Consider the following 24761-nt stretch of genomic DNA (forward strand, 5'->3'; position numbering starts at 1 on the left):
ACCATGGCAGAAATCCAACCGAAAGGCGACTCCGGTGGCAAAGGTGGAAAGAAGCGGGCGAAGAAGATGTCGACCAAAATCGACATGACGCCGATGGTGGACTTGGCCTTCCTCCTGCTCACCTTCTTCATGCTGACCACCACCTTCGCCAAACCCAACGTGATGCAGCTCACGATGCCGGTGAAGAAAACCGACGACGTGGAGGACACCAAAATCAAGGCCTCGCAGGCCATGACCATCCTCCTCGGCAAAGACAACAAGGCGTACTACTACTTCGGCCTCAATACCCCGGCCGATAAAACGGTACCCAAGCCCGAGCTGAAAGTGACCAACTTCTCGGCCAACGGCATCCGGCAGGTGTTGCTGGAGCGTCAGCGCCAGCGCCCGGAGCCTATCATCCTCATCAAAGCAACCGAAGACGCCAAGTATAAAAACATGGTGGACATTCTGGACGAGATGAACATCACGAACCAGAAGAAGTACGCTTTGGTGAAAATCCCCAAAGAAGACACGGACCTTATTAAAGAATCAGCGCTATGATGGACAACGCGCAAATTGCCAAGGCCAGCTTAAACGACATCGTTTTTGAGGGCCGCAATAAGGCATACGGAGCCTATGTGCTCCGCCGCTTGTACCAGCGGCACGTGACCCGGGCGCTGATTATTGCCACGGCCGTTTTTCTGTTGCTGATTGCCTTCCCGCTCATTTCACAGTATCTGAAAGAGCGGATGCCGAAGGAGCCCAAGAAGAACCTACAGGAAAACGTGCTGATGGACGCGCCCCCGCTGGACGAGACCAAGCCGCCGCCCCCTCCCCCGCCGCCCGAAGCTCCGCCGCCCCCGCCGCCTAAGCTGACCACCATCAAATTCACCCCTCCGGTGGTGAAGAAAGATGAGGAAGTGAAGAAGGAAGAGGTGCCGGACCAGGAAGAGCTGAAGGACAAAACGGTGGCTACCGTGACTGTAAAAGGCAACACGGACGCTCCCGACCTGAGCGAACTCGCAAGCGGCGAGGGCGACAAAGTGGTAGAGGAGGTAGTAGAAAACAAAGTCTACACCTACGTGGAGCAGATGCCCCAGCTGCCCGGCGGCGGCGGCAACGGTGCCATCGTAGCAGCCATTCAGAAAGCCACTAAGTACCCGCCCCTGGCGCTCCGCAACCAAGTCGAAGGCCGCATTTTCGTGAGCTTCACGGTAAATGCCCAAGGCGACGTTTCGGACGTGAAAGTGGTAAAGGGCCTGGGTTCGGGCTTGGACGAGGAGACCATTCGGGCAGTGAAAACCCTGCCCAAATTCATCCCCGGCAAGCAGAACGGCCGCGCAGTGAGCGTATCGTTCACGGTGCCGATTACCTTCAAGATTCAGTAATTGCCGCGGCTGGCCTCCAAGCTACCGCACTTGGAACCCCGGATTGAGCCTCACGGCTTGGTCCGGGGTTTTTCGTTGGCAGGAGTTGAGCAGGGCAATAAAAAAATATTGTCGGCTTGCATACTATTACCGTGGAGTGCGCCGTTGTATAAGGGCAAGCCAGTGGCGGAGGGCCCCCGCCCGCGTGGCTTGGGTTCGATTTTTTCACCTCAACCCACTGCTGCCATGTCCACGCCCATCGCCCTCACCGGCTCCCTCGACGACATCGTGTTCGAGGGACGCAACAAAGCCTACGGCGCCTTTCAGCTGCGCCGCTCGTATCAGCGCCACCTTGGCTCGGCGCTGCTCATTGCTGTCACGGCTTGCACGCTGCTGTTTTTATTACCCTTCGCCGTGAACATGCTGTGGCCAGCAGTGGTGGAAGCACCGCCGGTATTGCCCGAGTTGCCGCAGAACCAACCCAAAATCTACGAGTTTGAGAAGGTAACGCCGCCTCCACCGGCCGCCGCTGCGCCCGAGGTGAAAGTGACGCCGCACGACGTTATTCAGACCCGCGTTGCGCCCGACGCACAAGTGAAGCCCACCGTAGAGTCGACGCTCCCGCAAGACATTGGGCCTTCGGGCCCGGCGAAAGACGGCGCCGAAAATTCAACCGGTGCCAGCGGCAATACCGGCCCAGGCATTGCGCCGGCAGGCGATTCGGCTGCGCCGGCCCCAGCCGCCCCAATGGCCCCGGTTCTGGCACCCGAAGTAATGCCCGATTTTGTGGGGGGCCGCACCGCCCTGATGCGCTACCTGCAAAAGCACCTGCGTTACCCCGCCGCCGCAATGGCCGCGCAGGTATCGGGCAAAGTGTATGTTTCGTTTGTGGTGCAGACCGACGGCAGCATTGGCGAAGTAACGGTATTGAAAGGCCTGGGCTACGGCACCGAGGAAGCCGCCTCCCGCGTAGTGCGCGAAATGCCGGCCTGGACGCCGGGCTTGCAGAACAACCACGCTGTGCCGGTGCGCTTCACCCTGCCCATCACGTTTCAGTTTGAGTAGTAGGGCGGTGGCACAGCCCGGCAGATAATCCCCGTAAGACAAAAGCCGAAAATTGGCCGTGGCTATGAAAAGCGGCTAATTTTCGGCTTTTTTGTGGGCTGGTTGCCGTATGGCTTTGCGATTTGGCCGAACCTTTACAGGCCTTTTGCGGGTTTATACATCTCCATTCCTGCATTTATCACTTTATGCTCAACCTTCCCACTACCGAGGAACGCCTCGGAAAGTCGCCCCAGCGACTGGTGCGTTACTTTGTGCTCGCCATGGCCTTGGTATACCTGGGCCTGGGGGTATGGCTGTGGTGGACGGCCGACACGGCCACGGGCGGTGGCATCATCACGCTGGGCCCTACGGCCCGCCGGGTGCTGGGCTCGGTTTTCGTTCTGTATGGCTTGCTGCGGTTTTTCCGCGGCTACCAAACCTATTTCCGCAAAAAACCTTTCTCCGATGACAATGAATAAGCGCGCACACCTGCTGACCAGCGGGGCCCTGGCCATCCTGGCAGGAGCCGCTACCATCATTTCTTGCAACGGCCCCGGTACGCCGGGCGCTCAGGACACGCCCACTACCGGCACGGTGGCTGTGGGCGTAGACGAGACATTTGCCCCCATTCTGCAGGCGCAGATTGACACCTTTGCCAAGCTCTACCCGAACGCCCACGTCAAGATGAGCTTTCAGCCGGAAGAGAAGGTGATGCTCGACCTCATCAACGACCAGATTAAGCTGGCGGTGGTGTCGCGGGAGCTGAACGCCGAAGAAAAGGCGGACTTTGAGAAGCAGAAAATTACCCCGCGCCTCACCCGCATCGGCATCGACGGCCTAGCCATTGTACTGAACCGTGCCAATCCGGATTCGCTGCTGACGGTAGCGCAATTAGCGGACATTTTCACGGGCAAAACCAGCACCTGGAATCAGGTGAGCGGTAAGAAAGGCCTCGATGCCATCAACGTGGTGTTTGACGCCAACCGCAGCAGCACGGCCCGTTTCGTGCGCGACTCCGTGACGCACGGCGCGCCGCTCACCAAGCGCGTATTCGCGGCCACTTCCAACCCTGCCCTGCTCGATTATGTGGCCACGCACCCCAACGCTATCGGCGTGGTGGGCGTGAACTGGATTTCGGACCGCGACGACCCGGCGGCCATGAAATTTGCCAACAAAGTGCGCGTGGCCAGCATCACGGCGCGCCCCAACCCCACCGCCGACGACTACATTCAGCCTTACCAGGTTTACCTGGCGGAAAAGACACCGGAACAACTCGCCGAACATCCGGAGTTGCAGAATTACCCGCTGCGGCGCAACCTTTACATCATCAGCCGGGAGGCGCGCGCAGGGTTGGGCACGGGGTTTGCATCCTTCGTAGCAGGCAAGAACGGACAGCTGATATTTCAAAAGTCGGGCTTACTTCCCGCTCAGATGCAGGCTCGCATCGTGACCACGCCTAAACTGTAAGCGCGCTTTGCGCGTACCCCCTTTTCACTTACGCTTTTTCATTTTTTCTTCATCCTATGACTTTCAAGCCCTGGAAACAGCCGCTGCTCGCCGCCCTCCTCGTAGCGGCAGGTACTACGGCAGCCACTGCCCAAGACATTCAGAAAGCCCAGCGCGCCATCGAATTGGGCCGCTACAACGAAGCCCGCGCCATGTTGCGCACGGGTTCTTCGCCCGAGTCGAACTTTGAACTGGGCCGTTTGTACCAAATGCGCGACATGCCGGATTCGGCCGCGTTCTACTTCAACCGCGCTTCGGGCTCTTCGCCTTTCGGCCAGGTAGCCGCCGGCCGTGCCTTGCTCGCCAAGGGCCAGCTGGGCCCCGCCGAGCAGCAGTTTGATGCTGCCGCCAAAGCCACCAAAAACAAGGACACCAAAGTCCTGACCATGATTGCCCAAGCTTACGGCGAAGCCGACATCAAAGAGGCTGGCAAGTCGCAGACGTACCTGACGGCCGCCCAAACGGCTTTCAAGAAAGACGACCCGGCTCTGATGGTGGCCCGCGGCGACATTTATCTGCACTCCGACCAAGGTGGTGGCGAAGCCATGACCAGCTTCGACCGTGCCATTGCTGCTAACCCTAGCTACGCGCAGGCTTACTATAAGAAAGGCGCGCTGAACGTGCGCTCGCGCAACTTCAACGAAGCCCGCACGGCGCTGACCAAAGCAACCGAGCTGGACCCCAGCTACGCTCCTGCTTACCGCGAGTTGGCCGACATGTACTACTATGCTGGTCAGTACGACCTGGCTGCCAGCACGTTCAAGAAGTACCTGGAACTGGCTGAGCGCACGCCGGCCACGGATGCGCAAAATGCGTCCTTCCTGTACTTGACCAAAAAGTACCCTGAAGCACTAAGCGAGGTGAACAAGGTGTTGCAGAGCGACCCCAAGAACTTCACCATGAATCGTCTGAAGCCTTATCTGCTGTATGAAACCGGTGATTTCACTGGCGCAGCTGCGGCAATGGACAACTACATGAAGACAGCTCCAGCCGACAAGATTATCTCGGAGGACTACATCTATCAGGCGAAGATTCTGAGCAAAACGGGCAGAGGCGACGAAGCATTGGCGCTCATCAAAAACATTATTGCGAAAGAGCCCGCGAAGGCCTGTGACTTTCAGGATGACCTGGCGACCATCTACGCCAACAAAAAGGACTACAAAGGAGCCATTAGCGTGTATAAGTTCAAGTTGAACAAGTGCAGCGGTGACCTCACGGACCAGTTCCGCCTGGCTACGGCTTTCAGCAGCAATAAGCAGTTCGTGGAAGCTGACAGCGTGTACGGCATCATCAACACTGCCAAACCCACCTACGCGCCGGCTTACTTATACCGCGCTTCCGTGAACGCTCAGCGCGACCCCGAAGGCAAGCAGGGGCTGGCAAAACCGTATTATGATAAATACATCGAGCTGTCGAAAGCGCCCGATGCGGAGCCCGCTAAGTTTCGCGAAGGATTGGTGCAGGCGTATGGCTACCTGGGAGTATACGACTTCCAGAAAGGCGACAAAGCTGGTGCGAAGGCGAACTTTGAGCAAGTGCTGGTGCTTGACCCCGAAAACAAAGGTGCCAAGAACAACCTAGAAATAATTACGGCCAAACCCAAGCCGGTGATTAAAAAAGCCGCTCCTAAAAAGAAATAGCTTTCAGGCACATTTGCCACTAAAGAAAAGGCCCCAGCGCGCTGCGTTGGGGCCTTTTCTTTGGCACTGACCTACGCAGCGGCCCAAGCCCGCCACTTCTCCAGCACGCCCGCAAAGTCTTCGGGGAGTTCGGCTTCGAAGAACAGTTGCTCGCCCGACGTGGGGTGCACAAAGCCGAGCGACCGGGCGTGCAGAGCCTGCCGGGGCATGAGTTGAAACGCGCTTTCGACAAAGTCGCGGTAGGCCCCGGTGTTTTGGCCCACACGAATGCGGTCGCCGCCGTAGGTGGCATCCGAAAAGAGCGGGTGGCCGAGGTACTGCATGTGGGCCCGAATCTGGTGCGTGCGGCCGGTTTCGAGTACGCAGCGCAGCAGCGTGACAGGGCCAAAGCTTTCCAGCACTTCGTAATGCGTCACGGCCGGCTTGCCCTGCTCGCCATTGGGATACACGGCTTGCACCTTGCGGTCGCGCAGGCTGCGCCCAATGTGCCCGCGAATGGTGCCCGTCGACCCGGGCGGCGTGCCCCATACCAGCGCCAAATAACTGCGCTGAATGGTGTGGTGAAAAAACTGGTTGGACAGGTGCGTCATCGCAAACTCCGTTTTGCCGATTACCAGCAGGCCCGAAGTATCCTTATCGATGCGGTGCACCAGCCCGGGTCGGATTTCGCCGTTGCGACCAGTAGGCAGGTTGGCCAGGTGAAAGGCCAAACCATTGACCAGCGTGCCCTGCCAATGCCCGTAGGCCGGATGCACCACCAGGCCCGCGGGCTTGTTCACAATCAGCAGTTCCGGGTCCTCGTAGCAAATGTCGAGGGCCATTTCTTCGGGCACCACCCGGTCGTCGCGGGGCGGCTCGGGCAGCGTCACCGTGATGGTATCGTTGGGCTTCACCCGGTAGTTGGGTTTCACGGGCGTGCCGTTCACCTCCACAGCCGAAGCGCGAATGGCCTCCTGCACTTTGTTGCGCGAGGTATTGCGCAGGCGGTTGTGCAGAAACTTATCGATGCGCAGCAACTCCTGGCCGCGGTCGACTACGATGCGGTGGTGTTCGTAAAGTTCATCGCCCTCGGCGCCATCGGCGTCGAGTTCATCGTCTGCTAGGTCGGTGGGTATCATGAGCGGTTCGGTACACGAAAAAAGCCGGAGCACTTGCTCCGGCTTTTCGCCATTGGGACAGCGGGTGCTGCTTATTTCTTGGTCTTGGTCTTCGTTTTGCTGGCAGGCGCCGGCGCGGGCGACGTAGCAGGAGCCGGCGCTTTGATTACCGGAGCCGGCGTAGCGGCACCGGGCGTGATGCCCATCTTCTTCAGCACGAGGTCCGAGATGTCGCCTTCTTTGGGGGCGTGCAACAGCAGCGGGCTGCCACCACCGTCCGAGTTGAACACGTAGGTGAAGCCGTTCTCGTTGGCCACGTCGTCGATGTTCTTCTGGAGCTTGTCGAGGGCGGGCTTCAGCAGCGTCTGCTGCTTCTGCTGCAGCGACTGCTGGGCGCTCTGCTGAAACTCCTGGATGGACTGCTGCAGGTTTTGCAAGCTTTTCTCCGTGTCAGCTTTTACGATGTCGGTCATCGTACCAGACTTTTGCTGGTAGTCTTTCACCTTGGTTTCGAACTCAGTGGTTTTGCTTTTGAGCTGAGCGGCCAGCTGGTCGTTATAGGTTTTCAGCTGCGATTCAATTTGCTTGCTCTCGGGCATCTGCGACAGCACGTATTGCACGTCGGTGTACCCAATCTTCAGGGGGGCCTGGGCCTGCGCGGAAGTGGCGGCCAGGGTTCCGGCGGTCAGCAGAGCGGCGGCGAGCGTCAGACGAAAAATTTTCACGAGGTTCATCAAAAGAAAAAGGGTCAGAAAAATATTGGGACAAAGGTAATTACTTCGAGCCCTTCTTCACGGGCCGGGTGGTTTTGGGTGCGGCCTTGGTAGGAGCCGCCGGTTCAGGCGTGCCAGAATCGGACTCGAAATTGGGGTCGACGGGGGTTTTGGGAGGCGCCACGGTCTTTACTGCACCTTTCGGGCCAGGTTGGTTCCGGTCCTCGGCTCCGAGGCCTAATTCTTCCAGCACAAACTCTGTGTAGTCGTGCGCCGGGTTGGTGTAGAGCATCGTCAGGTCGCCCGATTTATCGAACAACACCGCCAGCGACTTTTTCTTCGCTACCTTCTCGCAGGCCTCAAAAATTTTGTCCTGCACCGGCTTGTTCAACTCTTGGCGCTTCTTAAAAATCTGGCCTTCGTAGCCAAACTGTTTGTTCTGATAGGTCTTGATGTCCTGCTCCTTCTTTAGGATTTCGTCCTGGCGCTTCTTTTTCATGGGCTCGGTGAGCACCACTTCTTCGGCCTGGTAGGTACGGTAGAGCTTGTCGAGGTCCTTTTTTTGGGCTTCAAGCTCCTTCTGCCAGGTATCCGACAACGCATTCAACTCCACCTGCGCTTTGGCGTATTCGGGCATCTTGTTCATGATGAACTCCGAATCTATCCAACCGAATTTCTGCGCCCAGGCGCTCGGCGCAACAAGTAGCAACCAAAAGGCCAGCAGCGGGCCACCGAAGTTCTTCATACTGGAGGAAACGTGAAATGAGGCCCGCTAGTGCCCTGCTATCGAATTTGCTGACCGATGATGAAGTGGAAGTGGTTGGGGTCTTGCTTGGTGTTGTCGGGCAGGCTCGGAATCACACTGTCGAAGCCGTGGCCGAAGTCGAAGCCCAGCAAGCCAAAGGCCGACATGAAGATGCGGGCACCCACCCCGGCCGAGCGGTACAGCTTGTAGGGGTTGTAGTTCTTGTAGGAGTCAAACGCATTGCCGGCTTCAGCAAACGCCAGCACGTACACCGTAGCGGCCGGATTGAGGCTGACCGGGTAGCGCATTTCCACCACGTACTTGTTGAAGGCAATGCCGCCCGCTTGCGAGTTTTGGGCCGTGGGAATGGCGTAGGTGGCGCCCGGGTCGTCGTAGCCGCGCAGGCCCACGTAGTCGGTGCCCACCAGAAAGTTGCCGCCGCCGTTGTAGCCCAGGCCGGCACCGCCCATCTTGAAGCGCTCGAACGGACCAACCGGACGGTTGGAGTTGTAGGTGCTGAGGTAGCCAAAGTGCGCGCGCGTGTTCAGCACCAGCTTGCCCACGATGGGCGTGAACCACGAGGCGTCGAACATCCACTTATGGAACTCAATCCACTCGTTGCTGGTGTGGTCATTGTTCAGCAGCGAATACGGGGGAGTCAGGCTCAGGCTCAGGCTCAGCGACGAGCCCCGGCGCGTATAAGTCGGGTTGTCGATGCTGTTGCGGGCCAGCGTGGTGTTCAGGGTAATGTTGTTGAACGTACCGGTAGCCGCCCCGGGAATCACCGGATAGTTCTGCGTCTGGTACTGGCTGTAGGACAGCGAATTGCTAAGCGTGAAGTAGTCATCCGGCACGCGCAGCTGGCGGCCCAGACCCACGCTGGCGCTGTTCACCTTGATGAACTGGTCGCTCGAAGCATCCAGGGCCGCGCCCGTACGCTGCACGCTGTGGTTGAGGCTGAACGAAAACGAATTCGGACGGCGACCGCCCAGCCACGGCTCGGTGAAGGACAGTGAATAGGCCTGGTATTGCACGCCGTTGGCCTGCACGTTGAGGGCCAAGCGCTGGCCATCGCCGGCCGGCACCGGGGTCCAGTTGCGCAGCGTGCCGGCTTTGCGCAGCGAGAAGTTGTTGAACACGAGACCCACCGTGCCAATGAAGCCGGCGTAGCCGCCCCAACCGCCCGACAGTGTTACCTGGTCCGAAGGCTTCTCCACCACCGTGTAGTTTATGTCGACGGTGCCATCGGCCTGATTCGGGATGGGGTTGATGCCAATTTTTTCCGGGTCAAAATAGCCCAGCGTAGCGATTTCGCGCTGGGAGCGAATCAGCAGTTCGCGGTTGAACTTGTCGCCGGGCAGCGTGCGCAGGGTGCGGCGCAGCACGTGGTCGCTGGTTTTGGTATTACCCGAGATGTTGATGTCCTTGATGTGGGCCTGCACGCCTTCGCTCAGGCGCATTTCGATGTCGATAGAATCGCCCTCTACTTTGGTTTCCACCGGGTCGATGGTGAAGAACAGGTAGCCGTCGTTGAGGTAGAGCGAGGAGATGTCCTGACCGGTCGGGTTGTAATTCAGACGCTTGTCCAGTGTTTCCTTGCTGTAGGGGCTGCCCGACTTGATGCCCAGCACGTTGGCCAGCGTCTTATCGTCATAGAGGTAGTTGCCGCTCCAGGTGATGTGGCGGAAGTAGTACTTCGGGCCTTCGTCTACCCTGATGGTCAGCGCCAGGCCTTTATCGTCGCGTACCAGCGTGTCGCTCACAATGGCCGCGTCGCGGTAGCCTTCGGCGTTGTAGAACTCCAGCAGCTTTTTCTTATCTTCTTCGTACTCAGCACGCTGAAACTTGCCCGCAGTGAGGAATTTATACGGCTTGCGCTCCTTGGTTTTCTTGAGCTTGCCTTTCAGCTTACGGTCCGAGAATGCCTTGTTGCCTTCAAACGCAATGTCATGGATGCGCACTTTCGAGCCTTTGTCCACGTCAATGCGCAGAGCCACGCTGTTGGCCAATGACGAATCGGCCACCTGCACCACGTTCACTTTGGCGTCGAGGTAGCCCTTGTTTACAAAAAACTTCCGCACCTGCGTCCGCGTGTTATTCAGCAGAGCATCGGTTACCACCTTACCGCGAATCAGCGTAATTTTTTTGGTCAGGTCCTCGGTCTGTCCTTTCCGGACGCCCGAAAAAGTAAATTTCGACAAGCGGGGCCGTTCCTTCAGGTTGTAGTCCAGAAATATCTTGTTGCCCTCGATGCGGGCAATGGTCACGCTCACGTCGCCCAGAATACCCTGGGCCCACAGCTTGCGGATGGATTTACCTATTTCCTCGCCCGGCACCGAAATGGGGTCGCCCACGCGCAGGCCGGTGAGGCTGATAAGGGTGTTGGGGTCGAGGTAGCGCGCACCGCTCACGGTGATGCCTCCCAGTTCGTACTTTTTAGGCTCGTCGGCGGCACTGCCCACTTGCTGCGCCCGCACCGGACTACTCACTGCCCCACCCAACACCACCAGGGCCAGGACCAACTTGACAACTAAATTACGCACAAGAAACATTACTAGAAATTAAGAGACAGCGACTTGCTCGCTTGTTTTGCCAAAGCGCCGTTCCCGGCCCTGGTAGGCCCGAATGGCCTCCTGAAAATGCTCCTTCCGGAAATCCGGCCACAGCAAATCCGTGATATACAATTCCGTATAGGCCAATTGCCACAGCAGGAAATTGCTGATGCGCTGCTCACCGCTGGTTCGAATCAGCAACGCAGGGTCTGGCATGCCCGCGGTAGCGAGGTACCCGGCCACGGTGGCTTCGTTTACATCGGCTGGTTTCACCTGCCCGCTGGCCACATCGGCCGCCAAACGCCGAGCGGCCTGGGTCAGGTCCCAGCGGCCGCTGTAGCTCAGTGCCAGCACCAGGGTCATGCGGCTGCCGCCCTTGGTTAGCTCCATGGCCTCGGCCAGCTCGCGCTGGCAGTTCTTGGGGAGCGTGCTGATGTCGCCAATGGCCTCGAGCCGGATGCTGTTTTTGAGCAGCGTAGCCGTTTCCTGCCGAATGGTGTGCACCAGCAGCTGCATCAAGGCCATTACTTCCAGTGCCGGACGGTTCCAGTTTTCGGTCGAAAAGGCGTAAAGCGTAAGGTAGCGCACGCCCAATTGAGCGGCTTCCTCCACAGTTTCGCGAACAGCCGTAATGGCGCTTTGGTGCCCGAACACGCGCATGCCGCCGCGCTGCTTAGCCCAGCGCCCATTGCCGTCCATGATGACGGCCACATGGGCGGGAATATTTTGAGTATCTATTTCGGCCTTGCCGGTCATCTTTGCGGTTTCGCTAAAAGAGCCCGCAAGTTACGGAAATGGTTGCATTTGGGCGCCGCCGGTTCAATCGCGCTCCTGCACCGGCATTCCCACTATTCGGGGATTTTCAATGCCTGAATCAGCCCTGCCGGCTACTTCAGCAACCTCTTGTTCTTCTTGTACTGAGACGGACAAGGGATTTTATAGAAAGTATACGAAATGCTAAGCCCGCTATAATAATACCAGTCCTGGTCGTGCACGTTCACCAGGAAGGGGTCCTGCTCCGACAAGTGGTCGAGCTGGTCGGTAAACGCTTTGCGCACGCCCACCTCCAACCCGAGATTGATGTGCTCCGACAGGGCATATTTAAGCCCCGCACCGGCCGGAATGGAAAATCCCAGCATGCTGCCATCCTGATTGTACTGCCCGCCCAAACTGTTGCTGACGGTGGTGGTGCTGGCGTAGAAAGCAGCCAGGCCGGCGAACAGGTACGGCGTGAAATGGATTTTATCGGTCCGGTAGTGGTAATCGAGGAAGTTATATTCCACCACGGCCGAGGCTTCGAGGATGCTGCCCTTGGTATTGGCCTGGCGGTAACCCTGCAGGGGCGGCACTCCTCCGTTCACGCCGCTCACGTTGCCGTCGTCGGCACGCAGAAAACCGGCCGTAAAGCCCCCCGCAACGTGATGGGCACCGACACATCTTTGCGATAGAAGACGGTGAAGGCCGGCCGGTTGTTTTGCAACTGGTAATCGGGCGAGATTTCTCCGCGGTAGTTGGTGGCCCCAATGCCGATGCCCAACTCGCTGGTGTTCTGCGCACTGGCAGAGGCACAAAAAAGTGCACTCCCCGCCTGCACGAAGCAAACGAGGAGTGCACTTTGAACAAATGACTTTATCATCTAAACTAGGTTGCTGGCTAGGAAAGTAGCGTTTCGGCCAGCGGCCGCAGGCTAGCGGAATTTCGGGTTCTTGATGCGGGGCGTCAAGATGTAGTTCAACGTTACGCCCGTAACGATGTACCAGTCGGTTTTATTGCCCGAGTCGCCACGCTGGCTAACCGGGTTGGTGAAACCGGGGAATTTCGTCGGGTTGAAATTGTTGTCGGGCTGCGAAATGCTGCGCGTAATGTCGCGGCCGAAGTACTGCTGGGAAGGAGTCGACAGCTTGGACGGGTCAGCGTACTTGCCTCCTACGTCGTCGAGGTAGTCGGTGAAGGTTTTGCGCCAGCCGATTTCCAGGCTTGCGTCAAAGTTGCGGTTGATGCGGTAGCGGATACCACCGCCGAAGGGGATGGAAACCTGCGTCTGACCGTAGGCTTTGTCCTGGCCTTCCGTTCTCAGGTCAGCCAAGGGTACGTACGAGCCTTCGGAAAGGCCAAGGCTGTTCTTGCCTACCAAACCCTTGGGATTGTGGTAGAAACCGGCCACACCCACGAACACATACGGCACAAAGTCCGGACGCTTCAGGTAGTTGTTGCGGTTCTCAATCAGGTCGATAACGGCAACGGCCGAGGCCTCAAAGATGTCGTTGCGGAAGGTCATGTTCCGGTTGTAGCGGAAACGAGCATCCGGGTCTTCGCTGTTGGCTGCCTGCGAGTCATCGCCCGAGATGCGGCCGTAAGACAAACCGAAACGGCCCGACAAACGCGGATAGAAGCGGCGCGTGATGGAAACACCGGCACCTACCCGGGTAGCACCCAGACGCAGGCTGGTGAAGTTGGTCACCGGAGTTACGTCGCCGAAGTAGTTCATGGCGTTCAGGCTGAAGCCAATGGAGTTATACTGCTTCCGCTTGCTGAACTGCTGAGCATCTGCATCGGGCGTCGCCACCAAGGCCAGGCCCAGCACAAGTGCCGAAGAATAAGTGAAAATATTTTTCATAAGGCAACTAAAATGATGATTCGGGTTTCGGGGTGTTGAGAGCAGAGCAGTGAATGCGCAGTTTCAGACGGTGACAAAAGTAGGCCTAATCGGGAACTAAAAAAACTTTCAACGTTTTTTTCCAAAAAAAAGCTATCTGCTTCTATTTAAATTCCAGCCGGGTTGCGGCGGTCGAGTCCCCAATTCAACTTACTGCGCAAGGTACTTAGGAAGTTAACGTGATTGAGCTTTACTAGACGAGCGTTAAAGGTTTCGCGGCGAACGGCTATCTGCACGGAGGCTTCGACGGGCAGGGAGCGGGAATCGAGCGCCAGCATGTAGCTGGTGCTGCGGCCTTCGATTTCGAAGGAAATCACGCTCTGGTCTGACACCACGAGTGGACGCACATTCAGATTGTGGGGGCATACGGGGGCAATAATGAAATTGTTTGTTTGGGGCAGCATAACCGGGCCGCCGCAGCTCAACGAATACCCCGTGGAACCGGTGGGCGTAGCTACCACGAGGCCATCGGCCCAGTAGGAATTGAGGTATTCGCCATCGATGTACGTGTGCACGACAATCATGGACGAGGTGTCGCGCTTGAGCACGCTGAACTCGTTGAGGCCGAAGTTGAGCCCGCCAAAGACGTCGGGGTCGGTGTCGACGCGAATCAGGCTGCGCTCTTCGATGTTGAAGTGGCCTTTATATAAGGCGTCGATGGCTTGGGCAATGCGGTCGGGGGTGATGGTGGCCAGGAAGCCGAGCCGGCCGGTGTGAATGCCCAGAATGGGGATTTGGAGGGCACCGACGTAGGTTACGGTGTCGAGCAGGGTGCCGTCGCCGCCGATGCTGAGCACGAACTGCACGCCGCGCAGCGAGTCGCCGCGCCGAAACTCGGTGGTGCCGGGGGGCAGGCGCAGACGGTTGTCGAGGAAAGTGCGGAAAGACTCGCCGATGCGGACTTCGGCGCGGCGGGCGGCCAAATCATCGAGCAGCGCCTGAATGGCGGGGGCAGCTTCGTCGTCGAAAGGCTTGCCAAGGATGGCGATTTTCATGCGGAGACAGCGGACGGCTTGTGCAGGAACAAAGCATTTCCGCAAGAAGATTGATAACAAATTAACAACCCAACCGGCGAGTCATTCGCCATTAAATGGGGAATTCGGCGCGAAAAAAGTACCCGGTTTGCCCCAGGCCGTTCAGAGTATACTCGGCCGTAAACACCCGGTCGTAGTAGGTGACAAGGTGCAAGCCGAGGCCCACGGCGCTGAGCAGGCGATTGGGAAGGCCGTTTTGCGGCAGCGGGCTGGGCGCGGCCACGTAGCCGGCGTCGGTAAAAATATTGAGGTAGAGCGCCAGCGGAATGCTGTTGATTTTGGGGTTGTCGATGGAGCCCAGTTGAATGTTGCGGGGCTGCAACAGCTGGTATGACAGCCCCTGTTGCAACAGGCCGTAGTGGCGGCCGTCGATGACGTACTCGTCGTAGCCCCGTACCAGGTCGGTGTAGCCCAGGGCCCGCACGTCGGCGTAGGCCAGCTTTTCGGCGAAACGCGCCTGGCCGCTCAGCCCAACACTGTAATAGAACCGATGCCCCAGCGCCAAGTAGCGCGAGTACGTGGCGTGCACGGTGGTGACGCTGGGCGCCGTGCGGCCCAGGAAAACCCGGTGCGACACGCTCAACTGCGCATACCTGCCGGTGAGGGGATAGGCAAACGTGTTTCGCTGGTTGCGGGTGGTGGTAAAAGCAACATCGAGGTACTCGCGTTGCGTGCGGCCCAAGTAGTACGTGGGGTTGCGGTGCTGGATGGAGTCGCTGATTCGCTCGCGGTGGTAGGAGACGTCGAGCGCCGTGAGGAACTGTACGGTGTGCCGGAAGCGCAGGCCGCCCGTGAAGTAGAGCCGCTGAATGGGAAAGTTGTCATCTGCCCGAAAGGGCACGAGGCGGTCGCCGCGCGTGATGTAATCGAGGGCGTGGCTCTGATAGTAGGAAGCGCCCGCGCCAAAGCCCAAGCGCCGGTTGTGGCCCAGACCGGGAGCCTCGTAAAACAGCTCGTACTTGCGGTTGAAGCCCAACTGCAGGTTGGCCATAATCTGCTCGTTGCGGCCGCGAAAGTTGCTGCGCACCAGGTGTACACCGTAGTCGACGCGCTTCCAGCGGTCGGCACGGTCGAGCCAAGAGCGCAGATTGCGGTCAGCCAGCGAAAGAATGGGCACCGGAAACAGGTACCACCGCTCCTGCAGGCCAAACACAATAAGCCATTTGCCGCCGGAGCAGCTGGCCTGCACCACCACGGCGTGGAAAAGCTGGAGATTAAAAAGGCGACTCCGGTTAGCTTCGAGGCGGGCGGCGATATCGGCCACGGCCAATGTGTCGCCTTCGTGAAAGTCAAGCTCAACGCGCAAAATCCGCTCTTTGGTGACGGCGTTGCCCAGGAATAGAATGGTGCCAACCGCTGCCCGGTCCGCGTCGGGGCAGGGCATAACGCGCACCAGCGTATCGGCGGGCGCAATGGTGGGCCGCAGCGCGTGGGGCAGCGTATCGGCCGGAGCCGGGGCGCCGAGCAGCGTCTGCAGAAAAAGTAAGAGAACTCCGAGCACCCGCCGTTACACGCTCAGGTAGCGCAAGAGGGCATCGAAGCGCTCCTGCTCGTCTTCGTTGGCCGGGGCGCTGCCGCTGAACTGGGCCGTCACCACGTAACCAAACCGCTCGAGCGTGGCCGTGATGCGGGTCAGGTTGTCGGTGTTTAGCTTGAGCGTGAGGCGAATGCGATTGGGGTCGACTTCATCCTGGGCCACCAGTGCGCTGATGACTTTGGCGTTGTTTTCCTCGACGTAGCGGCTGATTTGGGTGAGCGAATAATCCCGCTCTTCCATGGTGAGGACAATGATGCCGCCCTGACCGCCGGCCGGCTGCTGGCCAAACGCCGCCAGGGCATCGGCAATGGTGACAACGCCGGCGTACTCGTGCCGCTCATCTACCACGGGCACCAGCTGGATTTTATTTTCAATGGCCAGCTCCATTACCCGATAAAAGTGCTGGTCGGGGCGCACGTAAGCGTCGGCGAAGCCCAGGGGCAACTCCGACAGTAGGGTTTCGGGGTCGTCGAAATCGGCCAGGTCCGACTCGGTAACGAGGCCGCGATAGTGGCGATTGTCGAGCACGGGCAGTTGGGCCACGTGAAACTCATCGAGCCAGCGAGCCGCTTTGCCCGCCGAATCGGTGCCTTTCAGGGGCGGAATCATTTCGTTGAGTAAATCCTCGGCGAGCAGGGCAGGCATATGCAGGGCTAATGATGAGGGTAAGGGCAATAACTCGGCGTTAGTTGGGAATGATAGAATAGGCTAGCGAGTGCGCCAGGCGGCGCGTGTAAACGAACAACAATCGAGCCGATGAAAAGATACCCGCCGTTTAGGCAGCTACCGCAGGGGCTGTTTCGGTAGTACGCAAAAACCGGCGCAGGTAGCGGTTGAACCCGGCGGGGCGCTCCATCATAGGGGCGTGGCAGCAGTGGTCGAGGAAGCGCAGTTCGGCGTGGGGCAGCAGGCGAGCGAACTCATGGGCCACCGGCGGCGGCGTGATGGTGTCATTCAGCCCCCATACCAACAGAGTGGGCACCTCGATTTTAGTCAGTTCCTTGCTCAGGTTGTGGCGCTGGGCAGAGCGCGCGATGGCGATGATGCGCAGGCACTTGGCGTTGGAATTCGTGACGTTGAACACCTCATCAACCAGTTCCTGGGTGGCCACGCTGGGGTCGTAGAACGTGTAGCCGACTCGCTCCTGCACGTAGGCGTAGTTGCCGCGCTTGGGAAAGGAGCCGCCCATGCTGTCCTCAAACAAGCCGCTGCTGCCCGTGAGCACCAGCCGGCTGACCCGGGCCTTGTTGTTGAGGGTATAGACCAGGGCGATGTGGCCGCCGAGCGAGTTGCCGAGTACGGTGAACGTGGGAGGCAGGGCCAGCGCTTTCACAAAGCCTTCAACGTAGGCCACCAGGCCCGGCACGCCGGCCTGGGTGAGGGGCATGTCGTATATCGGCAGCAGCGGGATGATGACGCGGTGGTCGGCCGAAAACTCCATAACGACGTCCTGCCAGTTGCTGAGGGCACCGAAGAGGCCGTGCAGCAGCAGCAGGACGGGGCCCTGGCCTTCGTCCACGTATTCGTACCCGTGCTGGTGCTGGTGGCGCAATTCCATCTCGTTTCTCGTCAATTCCCGGCGGTTTTGGCAATGATACAACAGCGCAGCCAATTGGCCAAAATTGCCAGTCCATGCGGCGTAAGCAGGGCTTCGGGGTGAAATTGGACGCCGTAGAGCGGCAGCGTGCGGTGGCGCAGGGCCATGAGCTCGGGCACCGGCCCGGTGGTGCGGGCCAGCGGCACCAGGGTCGGCGGCAGGGGCTCCTGCAGCAGCAGCGAGTGGTAGCGCGTGACGGACTGCGTGGCCGGCAGGCCCGCAAACAGCGGCTCATCGGGCGCGCACTGCATTTCCGACACCTTGCCGTGCACGGGCCGCGCCGCTCGCGTCACGGTGCCGCCAAAAAAATCGCCCAGCGCCTGATGGCCCAGGCATACGCCCAGCATGGGCACGCGCTGGTGGTAGTGCTTGATGACCGCCGGCATAACGCCCGCCTGCGCCGGCGCGCCGGGCCCGGGCGACAACACAATGCCATCGAAAGTCAAGGCCTGCAATTCTGGCAGCGTCACGTCGTTGCGGCGCACCAGCACTTCGGCCCCAAGCTGACGCAGGTAATCGGCCAGGGTGAAGGTGAAGGAGTCGAAATTATCGAGTAGCAGCAGGCGCATATTAATATGAGGAATGAAGGGAGCGGGAGTAAGAATTGCTCAACGCCAATTCCTGCTTCCGCTCCCTTCATTCTTAACTTTTGACGAAAGCCGTGCGCATGCGCACCAGCAGGTCCTGCGCGAAGGGCAGCACATAGCCGGTGATTTGCAGGGCCAGCGGGGTGGCTTGCTGCACAATGGGCAGCACCTGGGAGCCCGCCACCAGATTGGGCGACAGCAGGTGCAGGCCGGCCAGCCCGGTGCCGTGCAGCAGCAGGCTCAGGCCCAGCACCCACTTCAGCACGCCGGCTACGCCGCCCAGCAGGTTGTCGAGCACGCCCAGCGGGGTGAGGTGCACGGCGGTTTTGAGCAGGCCGCCCAGCAGGTGCACGCCCCACATAATGGCCACAAACACCAGCGCAAACGACACCAGCGGCAGCAAGCCAAACGCGCTGCCCACGTACTGCCGCACCAGCGGCACAGCCGCCGACAGCAGGCTCAGCCCGCCCACTACGGCCAGCACAAAGGCCAGCAACGACACCACTTCCAGCACCAGCCCGCGCCGGTAGCCCTTCACGGCCCCGATGCCCAGCGGCAACAGCAGCAGAATGTCGAGGGCAGTCATGATACAATGGGTGAATGGGTGGATGGCCGAATGAGTGAATGGATTCATTCGCCCATTCAGCCATCCACCCATTCACCCATTGAATTACAGATTCGTGTTGTTCAGCAGGTGGCCCAGCACGTCGGAGATGCGCTTGCCGTCGGCTTGGCCGGACAGCTCGCGGGCGGCCACGCCCATCACCTTGCCCAGGTCGGAGGGGCCGGTGGCGCCCACGCGCTGGATGATGTGCACGAGGCGCTCCACGAGGTCAGCTTCAGAAAGCTGGGCGGGCAGAAACTCTTCGATAATGGCCAGCTCGGCCAGCTCGTTTTCTTCCAACTCGGAGCGGAACTGCTCCTTATAGATAGCGGCAGCGTCGCGGCGCTGCTTGGCGGCTTTGTTGAGCAGCTTGAGCTCGGCCTCGGGGGTGAGGGCAGCGCCCTGGGCGCCTTCGGCGGTTTCGGCCAGCATAATCTGCGATTTGATGCTGCGCAGCGCGGTGAGGCGCACTTTGTCTTTGGCCAGCATGGCTTGCTTGATGGCGGCGTCGATGGTGTCTTTTAGCATGAGGCGGAGTGGTGAGTTGGTGAAATGGCGAAACGAGGCGTGGAAAGGGGGAAGCCGTAATTTCGCCCCGAAGCTACGGCCCTGGCTGTCATCCTGAGCGCAGCGAAGGACCTTCTCACGTCTGAATGGTTTGCTATAGCGCACCCGATGCAGACCTGAGAAGGTCCTTCGCTGCGCTCAGGATGACAGCCGTCTCCAAACACTTCCTCCCCGCTTACCCCCATACCCTCCTGCTTCAGCCACCATGACCAAGCTCAGCGTTAACATCAACAAACTGGCCACCCTGCGCAACGCCCGGGCCACAACCGCCCCGACATTCTGCAGGCCGCGCGCGACATTGAGCGCTTCGGAGCCGAGGGCATCACGGTGCACCCGCGGCCCGACGAGCGCCACATTCGCTACCAGGACGTGCGCGACCTGAAAAGCATTGTGACCACCGAGCTCAACGTGGAGGGCAACCCCACGCCCGATTTTCTGGCCCTGTGCCGCGAGGTGCGCCCGGAGCAGGTGACGCTGGTGCCCGACGCGCCCGACGCCATCACCTCCAACGCCGGCTGGGACGTCATCACCCACCGCAGCTTTCTGCAGGAGGTGGTGGCCGAGCTGAAGGGCCTGGGCGCCCGCGTCAGCATTTTTCTTGACCCCGACCTGGCCCTGGTGGAAAGCGCCGTGGCCACCGGCACCGACCGCATTGAGCTCTATACCGAAGCCTACGCCCGCCAGTACCACGCCGACCGCGAAGCCGCCGTGGCGCCCTACCGCGCCGCCGCCGCCCGCGCCGGCCAGCTGGGGCTGGGCGTGAACGCCGGCCACGACCTCGACCTCGACAACCTGGCCTGGCTGCACCTGCAGCTGCCCGAACTGGCTGAGGTGAGCATCGGCCACGCCTTGGTGTGCGACGCCCTATACCTGGGCCTGGAAAACACGGTGCAACTGTACAAGCGCCAGCTTCAGGCGTTTAACCAGTAGCATGTTTCATTGAATAGCCAGCCGGCGGCGGGCACACGTTACCGGTTAAATACACTACGCTATGCCTCGTCACTCCCTGGCCGATTTTAATGCCCTGCCCTACCCCATCCTCGACGTGCGGGCCCCCATTGAGTTTGCGCAGGGCCACGTGCCGGGCGCCCTCAACCTGCCGCTGTTCACCGACGAGGAACGGGCTCGCATCGGCACGGCCTACAAGCAAGTGAGCCAGGAACACGCCGTGCACCTGGGCCTGGAGTTCTTCGGGCCGAAGATGTCGGCCATGGTGAAGCAGGCTAAAAAGCTGGCCCCGGGCAAAGAAGTGCGGCTGCACTGCTGGCGCGGCGGCATGCGCAGCGGCGCCGTGCTGTGGCTGCTGGAGCTGGCCGGCTTCCGAGTGCACCTGCTGGACAAGGGCTACAAGGACTACCGTCGTGCGGTGCTGGCCTCGTTTGAAGGGCCGCGCGCGTGGCGCGTGCTGGGCGGCCTTACCGGCAGCGGCAAAACCGACGTGCTGCACGCCCTGGCCGCGGCGCCCCACCGCCAGCCCGTGCTCGACCTGGAGGGCCTGGCCCACCACAAGGGCTCGGCTTTTGGGGCCATTGGGCAGCCGACGCAGCCCACGCAGGAGCAGTTTGAGAACAACCTCGCCGCCGCCCTGCTCGACCTGCCCGCCGGCGCGCCCGTGTGGGTGGAAGACGAGAGCCGCCAGATTGGCCGGCTCACCATTCCCACGCCGCTATTTGAGCAGCTGCGCGCCGCGCCGCGCTGGGTGCTGGAAGTGCCGCGCGCGGCCCGCGTGGCCAAGCTGGCCGCCGAGTACGGCGCCGAAAACCCCGTCGAGCTGGCCGCCGCTATTGAGCGGCTGCACAAACGGCTGGGCGGGCTGGCCACGCAGCAGGCGCTGGCGGCCGTGGAAGCCGGCGACTTCGTCCGCATGGTGGAGCTGGTGCTTGACTATTACGACAAAACCTACACCTACGGCCTGGCGCAGCGCCCCGGCGAGCCGGCCCGCACCTTTGTGCCCGTGGCCGACTGCAACCCCGCCGACAATGCAGCTACTTTGGTTGAGCGTACTTCGCCCAAACCCTAAGGCTGGTCGATTAATATCAACTCTTTATCCGAAGAAATCCCGCCCAGGTGTCGGGTTTGGTGGCTAATGCGTAATTTGGGCGCAGGTTCATTGCTTGTTGCCGGACCTGTGGCCATTTGCGGCCCTTCTTGTTTCATCACTTCCCCTTTTTATTCCTCACTTTTCCCCCATTTTCATGCTAACAACCTTACAGACCCGGCTGAAAACAGCCAGCCGGTGGTTGCCGGTGGCTTTGTTGCCACTGCTGCCACTCGCGGCAAGCGCCCAACAACTGGGCTATTCGCCGACAAGCGCCACCAACGTGGCCGGTACTTACACCGACTTGGGCACCAATGGCACGGCCATCACTACGTCGAGCAACGACGACGCCAACTCGGCTGCGCAGAACATCGGCTTCACGTTCACCTACAACGGGACTGCGTTCACGCAGTTTGTGCTGAACACCAATGGCCTGATACGCCTGGGCAGCGCCGCTCCCTCGGTGGCCAACCTGTTTGGCGTGTACGAGACCGGGCAAACGGCGCCGGGGGTTGACCCGGTGGGCAGCACCAACGCGGCCGACGTGAACCTGATTATGCCGTTCAACTTCGACCTCATCCCGGGCACCGGCACCGCCGAATACCGTGTGGCCACCACCGGCACGGCGCCCAACCGGGTGTGCACCATTCAGTGGAAGAACGTGAGCGACAAGTCGGGCACGGCCCGCCTGAGCCAGTACGCCAACATGTCGTTCCAGGCCAAGCTCTACGAAACTACCAACAACATCGAGTTTGTGTACGGCCCGACCACGGCCTCGACCAACGCGGCCATTTCGCGCTTCCCCAGCGTGGGCATCAAGGGTTCGGGCTCGGGCAACGGCCAAACGGTGCTGGCCAACAAAACCACTGGTGCGGCGGCGTGGTCGACCACGGCCTTTATCACCGGCGTTTACACCGGCACTACCCATAACTTCAACGCCACGGCAGTTCCTGACGCCGGCCGCACCTACCGCTTCGCCCCGGGCACCATCGCGGCCCCGGCCAACGACGACTGCGCCGGCGCCACGGCCCTGACGGTGGGCACGTCGTGCACCAATGTGACGGCCAACAACGGCCTGGCAACGGCTTCAACGGGCGCGCCGGCTCTCACCTCTACCGGTTGCTTCAATCCCGCTCTCGCCATCGGTAACGACTTGTGGTATACGGTAGTGGTTCCTGCCACCGGCACCGTCACCGTCACTACCAGCGCCGTTGCAGGCTCTACGGTAGACGACACCGGCATCATCATCTACTCCGGTACGTGCGCCGCCCTCACCGAAATCGGTTGCAACGACGCCATTGCCGCCCCCAATAACGAGTTTTCGAGCGCGACGGTAACGGGCCGCACCCCGGGCTCCACGCTCTACGTTCGGGTATTCACCTACCCCGGCACGGACGCCGGAACCTTTGGCATCTGCGCCACTACCGTGGCGCCCAACGACGCTGCGGTTCGCATGGTGTACGCCCTCACCAAGCTGCCCATTCCGCAGGGCGCGCCCCACGCCGTAAGCGCCTACGTGACCAACACCGGCACCAGCGCCCAAACGAACCTGGTGGTGACCCTGAACGTGACGGGTGCTAATACTTTCAGCAACACGAAGACGGTGGCTTCGCTGGCCGCTGGTGCCAGCACCACCGTGATCTTCGACCCGTATGTGCCCACCGCTACCGGCAACAACACCGTAACGGTTTCGGTACCTGCCGATGACAACGCGGGCAACAACGCAAGCAGCGTTACCCAGGTGGTGAACGCCTCGGACTACTCGTACAACGACGCTACGCAACCGACTTCGGCTCGTGGCTTCGGTCCCAGCACCACGTTCACGGGGGCTTTCCTGACCAAGTTCACGGCCAACACGTCGGTGAACGTGACCCAGGTGCGCGCCTTCCTGGTGAACTTCTCGGGCGCTCCCAGCCCCACCATCGGCAAAACGGTATACGCCGTGGTAATGAACCCCACCACGGGTGCCGTCCTCGGCCGTTCCCCCGACTACGTGGTAACGGCTGCCGACGTAGCCGGCACTGGCTACACCAATTTCACCCTGAGCACGCCGGTGGCCCTGACCGCCGGTGACTTCCTCGTGGGCCTGGCGCAGACTTACCAGACGGGCCAAACCACCCAATACTTCCCGCTGGGCACCCAGCCCGAGGTGTACACCCGGGCTGGTCAGTACTTCACCGCCTCGGCTACCACGGCTGCGGCTCCGGTCGACGTGACTACCGTGGCCAACGCCACCCGCGACTTCCGCTTCATGCTGGAAGCCGTAACGACCTCGACCAGCGCCCCGGCCTGCACCCCGGTTAGCGCCCTCACGGCCGGTTCCGTCACCCAGACCGGTGCCACCATCACCTTCACGGCTCCGGCCGGCACGGGTGGCTACGTGGTAACCTATACCGCCGCTAACGGCACTCCCGTGACCGTGACGCCGGCCCCCACGGGCTCGCCCATCGTCCTGACTGGCCTGGCCTCGGGCACCACCTACACCGTGAGCGTGGTAACGTCCTGCTCGACGGGTGCCAACTCCATCCCGGTGACCACCACCTTCACCACCCTGCTGCCCCCCGCAGCCTACGCCACGCTGCCTTTCACCGAAGGCTTCGAAGGCACTTGGATTAACGTGGGTGGCACGCGCGACGTGCCCTCCAACAGCTGGCGCAACACGCCCGCCACGGGCGACAACTCTTGGCGCCGCGAAGACGACGGCTTCCTGTCGGCTGGCTGGCAGTACGAAGCCTACGAAACGGCTTCGACCAGCAACCCCACGCCTCCTTACGTGACGCGTTCGAGCACCGGCTCGCACTCGGCTCGCTTCCACACCTTCGGCTCGGCCATTGGCTTGCAAGGCAAGTTTGACCTCTACGTCAACCTGAGCGGTGCCGCCGGCGCCCGCACGCTGACGTTTGACTTCATCAACCCCAGCGGCACCGACAAAGTGGAAGTGCTGTACAGCACCGACGGCGGCGCCACCTTCAACGCCACGCCCCTGCTGACGGCCACCACCAACACGGCCTTCGCGGCCAAAACGGTGGTTATCCCCAGCACCTCGGCCACGACGGTGATTCGCTTCCAGGCCACTTCGGACTTCGGCAACGACGACATGGGCATCGACAACGTGCGCCTGAGCATCATCTCGTCGAGCCGCAACGAAGCCCTGGCCGCCACGGTGGGCCTGTACCCCAACCCGGCCCACCAGAACTTCACGCTGGAAGTACCGGCCGGCAGCCTGCACGCTGCTACCGCTACGCTCATCAACTCGCTTGGCCAGACGGTGCTGACCCAGCAGCTGAACCTGCCCACCGCCGGTGGCAGCACGAAGTTCGACGTGAGCCGTCTCGCTGCTGGCGTATACTCGCTGCAGCTGAAGTCGGGCAACGACCTCGTGGTGAAGCGCGTGGTGGTGGAATAACCTCCTCCACACTTTGCACAAAAAAGGGCTGACCGCATGGTCAGCCCTTTTTTTATGTCTGTCCACCTGGCAACGCGATTGACCGGCGCGCA

23 protein-coding genes and 1 pseudogene are annotated in these 24761 nt (G+C 60.5%); 9 read left to right on the top strand and 15 right to left on the bottom strand.

From position 1 onward, the window contains the following. Positions 1-3: 3 nt before the first annotated feature. The 6 genes from MUN81_RS20520 to MUN81_RS20545 all read left to right on the top strand — a co-directional run bounded on the left by MUN81_RS20520 (position 4) and on the right by MUN81_RS20545 (position 5536). Positions 4-540, top strand: coding sequence for a biopolymer transporter ExbD (locus MUN81_RS20520; RefSeq protein ID WP_190928260.1), 537 nt, complete (start codon positions 4-6; stop codon positions 538-540). Between the two features lie 77 nt (positions 541-617). Next, on the top strand, positions 618-1367 hold the full coding sequence (locus MUN81_RS20525; protein ID WP_245113932.1) for an energy transducer TonB: 750 nt from the start codon (positions 618-620) through the stop codon (positions 1365-1367). Between the two features lie 225 nt (positions 1368-1592). Then, a complete protein-coding gene (locus MUN81_RS20530) occupies positions 1593-2411 on the top strand; it encodes an energy transducer TonB (RefSeq protein WP_245113934.1) in 819 nt (272 codons plus the stop codon). A 185-nt stretch (positions 2412-2596) separates the two neighbouring features. Beyond that, positions 2597-2869: a hypothetical protein gene (locus MUN81_RS20535; protein WP_245113936.1), complete on the top strand. Its 273-nt coding sequence runs from the start codon at positions 2597-2599 to the stop codon at positions 2867-2869. Continuing rightward, positions 2862-3857, top strand: coding sequence for a substrate-binding domain-containing protein (locus tag MUN81_RS20540; RefSeq protein ID WP_245113938.1), 996 nt, complete (start codon positions 2862-2864; stop codon positions 3855-3857). The genes MUN81_RS20535 and MUN81_RS20540 overlap by 8 nt, the downstream gene beginning before the upstream one ends. A 56-nt stretch (positions 3858-3913) precedes the next feature. Continuing rightward, positions 3914-5536 (top strand): tetratricopeptide repeat protein, encoded by a 1623-nt coding sequence (locus tag MUN81_RS20545; protein WP_245113940.1) that lies wholly within the window; start codon positions 3914-3916, stop codon positions 5534-5536. Between the two features lie 71 nt (positions 5537-5607). Here MUN81_RS20545 and MUN81_RS20550 read toward each other — a convergent pair whose 3' ends face one another. From MUN81_RS20550 to MUN81_RS20620, 15 genes are all read right to left on the bottom strand, one after another. Then, entirely contained in the window at positions 5608-6654 is a 1047-nt protein-coding gene (locus MUN81_RS20550) for an RluA family pseudouridine synthase (protein ID WP_245113942.1), read from the bottom strand. Between the two features lie 71 nt (positions 6655-6725). Continuing rightward, on the bottom strand, positions 6726-7358 hold the full coding sequence (locus MUN81_RS20555) for an OmpH family outer membrane protein (protein WP_245113944.1): 633 nt from the start codon (positions 7356-7358) through the stop codon (positions 6726-6728). Between the two features lie 49 nt (positions 7359-7407). After that, positions 7408-8091 (bottom strand): OmpH family outer membrane protein, encoded by a 684-nt coding sequence (locus MUN81_RS20560; protein ID WP_245113947.1) that lies wholly within the window; start codon positions 8089-8091, stop codon positions 7408-7410. 38 nt (positions 8092-8129) lie between these two features. After that, complete coding sequence (bamA, locus tag MUN81_RS20565; RefSeq protein WP_245113948.1) at positions 8130-10634, bottom strand: outer membrane protein assembly factor BamA; 2505 nt, start codon at positions 10632-10634, stop codon at positions 8130-8132. Positions 10635-10652: 18 nt separating this feature from the next. After that, on the bottom strand, positions 10653-11399 hold the full coding sequence (locus MUN81_RS20570; protein WP_245113949.1) for an isoprenyl transferase: 747 nt from the start codon (positions 11397-11399) through the stop codon (positions 10653-10655). Between the two features lie 131 nt (positions 11400-11530). Beyond that, positions 11531-11992: a DUF6089 family protein gene (locus tag MUN81_RS20575; RefSeq protein WP_245113950.1), complete on the bottom strand. Its 462-nt coding sequence runs from the start codon at positions 11990-11992 to the stop codon at positions 11531-11533. A gap of 17 nt (positions 11993-12009) precedes the next feature. Next, a complete protein-coding gene (locus MUN81_RS20580) occupies positions 12010-12279 on the bottom strand; it encodes a hypothetical protein (protein ID WP_245113951.1) in 270 nt (89 codons plus the stop codon). Positions 12280-12330: 51 nt separating this feature from the next. Further along, entirely contained in the window at positions 12331-13260 is a 930-nt protein-coding gene (locus tag MUN81_RS20585) for a DUF6089 family protein (RefSeq protein WP_245113952.1), read from the bottom strand. A 146-nt stretch (positions 13261-13406) separates the two neighbouring features. Then, the gene (locus MUN81_RS20590; RefSeq protein WP_190928234.1) at positions 13407-14294 is read right to left on the bottom strand and encodes an NAD kinase; all 888 of its coding nucleotides are present in this window, start codon (positions 14292-14294) and stop codon (positions 13407-13409) included. A gap of 91 nt (positions 14295-14385) precedes the next feature. Further along, complete coding sequence (locus MUN81_RS20595) at positions 14386-15834, bottom strand: BamA/TamA family outer membrane protein (RefSeq protein ID WP_245113953.1); 1449 nt, start codon at positions 15832-15834, stop codon at positions 14386-14388. A 6-nt stretch (positions 15835-15840) separates the two neighbouring features. After that, positions 15841-16515, bottom strand: a complete 675-nt coding sequence (locus tag MUN81_RS20600; protein ID WP_245113954.1) for a CBS domain-containing protein — start codon at positions 16513-16515, stop codon at positions 15841-15843. A gap of 130 nt (positions 16516-16645) precedes the next feature. Further along, entirely contained in the window at positions 16646-17428 is a 783-nt protein-coding gene (locus MUN81_RS20605; RefSeq protein WP_245113955.1) for an alpha/beta hydrolase, read from the bottom strand. A gap of 11 nt (positions 17429-17439) precedes the next feature. Continuing rightward, the gene (locus tag MUN81_RS20610; RefSeq protein ID WP_245113956.1) at positions 17440-18036 is read right to left on the bottom strand and encodes an aminodeoxychorismate/anthranilate synthase component II; all 597 of its coding nucleotides are present in this window, start codon (positions 18034-18036) and stop codon (positions 17440-17442) included. Positions 18037-18109: 73 nt separating this feature from the next. Beyond that, positions 18110-18640 carry a CvpA family protein gene (locus MUN81_RS20615; RefSeq protein ID WP_245113957.1) on the bottom strand — a complete coding sequence of 177 codons (531 nt, stop codon included), beginning with the start codon at positions 18638-18640 and terminating at the stop codon, positions 18110-18112. A gap of 84 nt (positions 18641-18724) precedes the next feature. Beyond that, entirely contained in the window at positions 18725-19186 is a 462-nt protein-coding gene (locus MUN81_RS20620; protein ID WP_245113958.1) for a GatB/YqeY domain-containing protein, read from the bottom strand. Between the two features lie 244 nt (positions 19187-19430). On the opposite strand from MUN81_RS20620, the pseudogene MUN81_RS20625 reads away from it, so the two are divergent. From MUN81_RS20625 to MUN81_RS20635, 3 genes and pseudogenes are all read left to right on the top strand, one after another. After that, positions 19431-20155 (top strand): annotated as a pseudogene (locus tag MUN81_RS20625) (pyridoxine 5'-phosphate synthase). Positions 20156-20216: 61 nt separating this feature from the next. Continuing rightward, on the top strand, positions 20217-21245 hold the full coding sequence (mnmH, locus tag MUN81_RS20630; RefSeq protein ID WP_245113959.1) for a tRNA 2-selenouridine(34) synthase MnmH: 1029 nt from the start codon (positions 20217-20219) through the stop codon (positions 21243-21245). A gap of 175 nt (positions 21246-21420) precedes the next feature. After that, positions 21421-24669, top strand: a complete 3249-nt coding sequence (locus MUN81_RS20635; protein WP_245113960.1) for a T9SS type A sorting domain-containing protein — start codon at positions 21421-21423, stop codon at positions 24667-24669. Positions 24670-24761: the final 92 nt, after the last annotated feature.

The sequence above is a fragment of the Hymenobacter sp. 5317J-9 genome, from assembly GCF_022921075.1.
Classification (GTDB): domain Bacteria; phylum Bacteroidota; class Bacteroidia; order Cytophagales; family Hymenobacteraceae; genus Hymenobacter.

What these genes read in the sequence shown, in the direction of transcription:
- MUN81_RS20540 (WP_245113938.1), top strand. Translation starts at nt 2,862, where the DNA reads ATGAATAAGCGCGCACACCTGCTGACCAGCGGGGCCCTGGCCATCCTG.
- MUN81_RS20610 (WP_245113956.1), bottom strand. Translation starts at nt 18,036, where the DNA reads ATGCGCCTGCTGCTACTCGATAATTTCGACTCCTTCACCTTCACCCTG.
- MUN81_RS20520 (WP_190928260.1), top strand. Translation starts at nt 4, where the DNA reads ATGGCAGAAATCCAACCGAAAGGCGACTCCGGTGGCAAAGGTGGAAAG.
- MUN81_RS20585 (WP_245113952.1), bottom strand. Translation starts at nt 13,260, where the DNA reads ATGAAAAATATTTTCACTTATTCTTCGGCACTTGTGCTGGGCCTGGCC.
- MUN81_RS20535 (WP_245113936.1), top strand. Translation starts at nt 2,597, where the DNA reads ATGCTCAACCTTCCCACTACCGAGGAACGCCTCGGAAAGTCGCCCCAG.
- MUN81_RS20570 (WP_245113949.1), bottom strand. Translation starts at nt 11,399, where the DNA reads ATGACCGGCAAGGCCGAAATAGATACTCAAAATATTCCCGCCCATGTG.
- MUN81_RS20545 (WP_245113940.1), top strand. Translation starts at nt 3,914, where the DNA reads ATGACTTTCAAGCCCTGGAAACAGCCGCTGCTCGCCGCCCTCCTCGTA.
- MUN81_RS20635 (WP_245113960.1), top strand. Translation starts at nt 21,421, where the DNA reads ATGCTAACAACCTTACAGACCCGGCTGAAAACAGCCAGCCGGTGGTTG.
- MUN81_RS20530 (WP_245113934.1), top strand. Translation starts at nt 1,593, where the DNA reads ATGTCCACGCCCATCGCCCTCACCGGCTCCCTCGACGACATCGTGTTC.
- mnmH (WP_245113959.1), top strand. Translation starts at nt 20,217, where the DNA reads ATGCCTCGTCACTCCCTGGCCGATTTTAATGCCCTGCCCTACCCCATC.
- MUN81_RS20615 (WP_245113957.1), bottom strand. Translation starts at nt 18,640, where the DNA reads ATGACTGCCCTCGACATTCTGCTGCTGTTGCCGCTGGGCATCGGGGCC.
- MUN81_RS20550 (WP_245113942.1), bottom strand. Translation starts at nt 6,654, where the DNA reads ATGATACCCACCGACCTAGCAGACGATGAACTCGACGCCGATGGCGCC.
- MUN81_RS20560 (WP_245113947.1), bottom strand. Translation starts at nt 8,091, where the DNA reads ATGAAGAACTTCGGTGGCCCGCTGCTGGCCTTTTGGTTGCTACTTGTT.
- MUN81_RS20605 (WP_245113955.1), bottom strand. Translation starts at nt 17,428, where the DNA reads ATGGAATTGCGCCACCAGCACCAGCACGGGTACGAATACGTGGACGAA.
- MUN81_RS20620 (WP_245113958.1), bottom strand. Translation starts at nt 19,186, where the DNA reads ATGCTAAAAGACACCATCGACGCCGCCATCAAGCAAGCCATGCTGGCC.
- MUN81_RS20600 (WP_245113954.1), bottom strand. Translation starts at nt 16,515, where the DNA reads ATGCCTGCCCTGCTCGCCGAGGATTTACTCAACGAAATGATTCCGCCC.
- MUN81_RS20580 (WP_245113951.1), bottom strand. Translation starts at nt 12,279, where the DNA reads ATGATAAAGTCATTTGTTCAAAGTGCACTCCTCGTTTGCTTCGTGCAG.
- MUN81_RS20590 (WP_190928234.1), bottom strand. Translation starts at nt 14,294, where the DNA reads ATGAAAATCGCCATCCTTGGCAAGCCTTTCGACGACGAAGCTGCCCCC.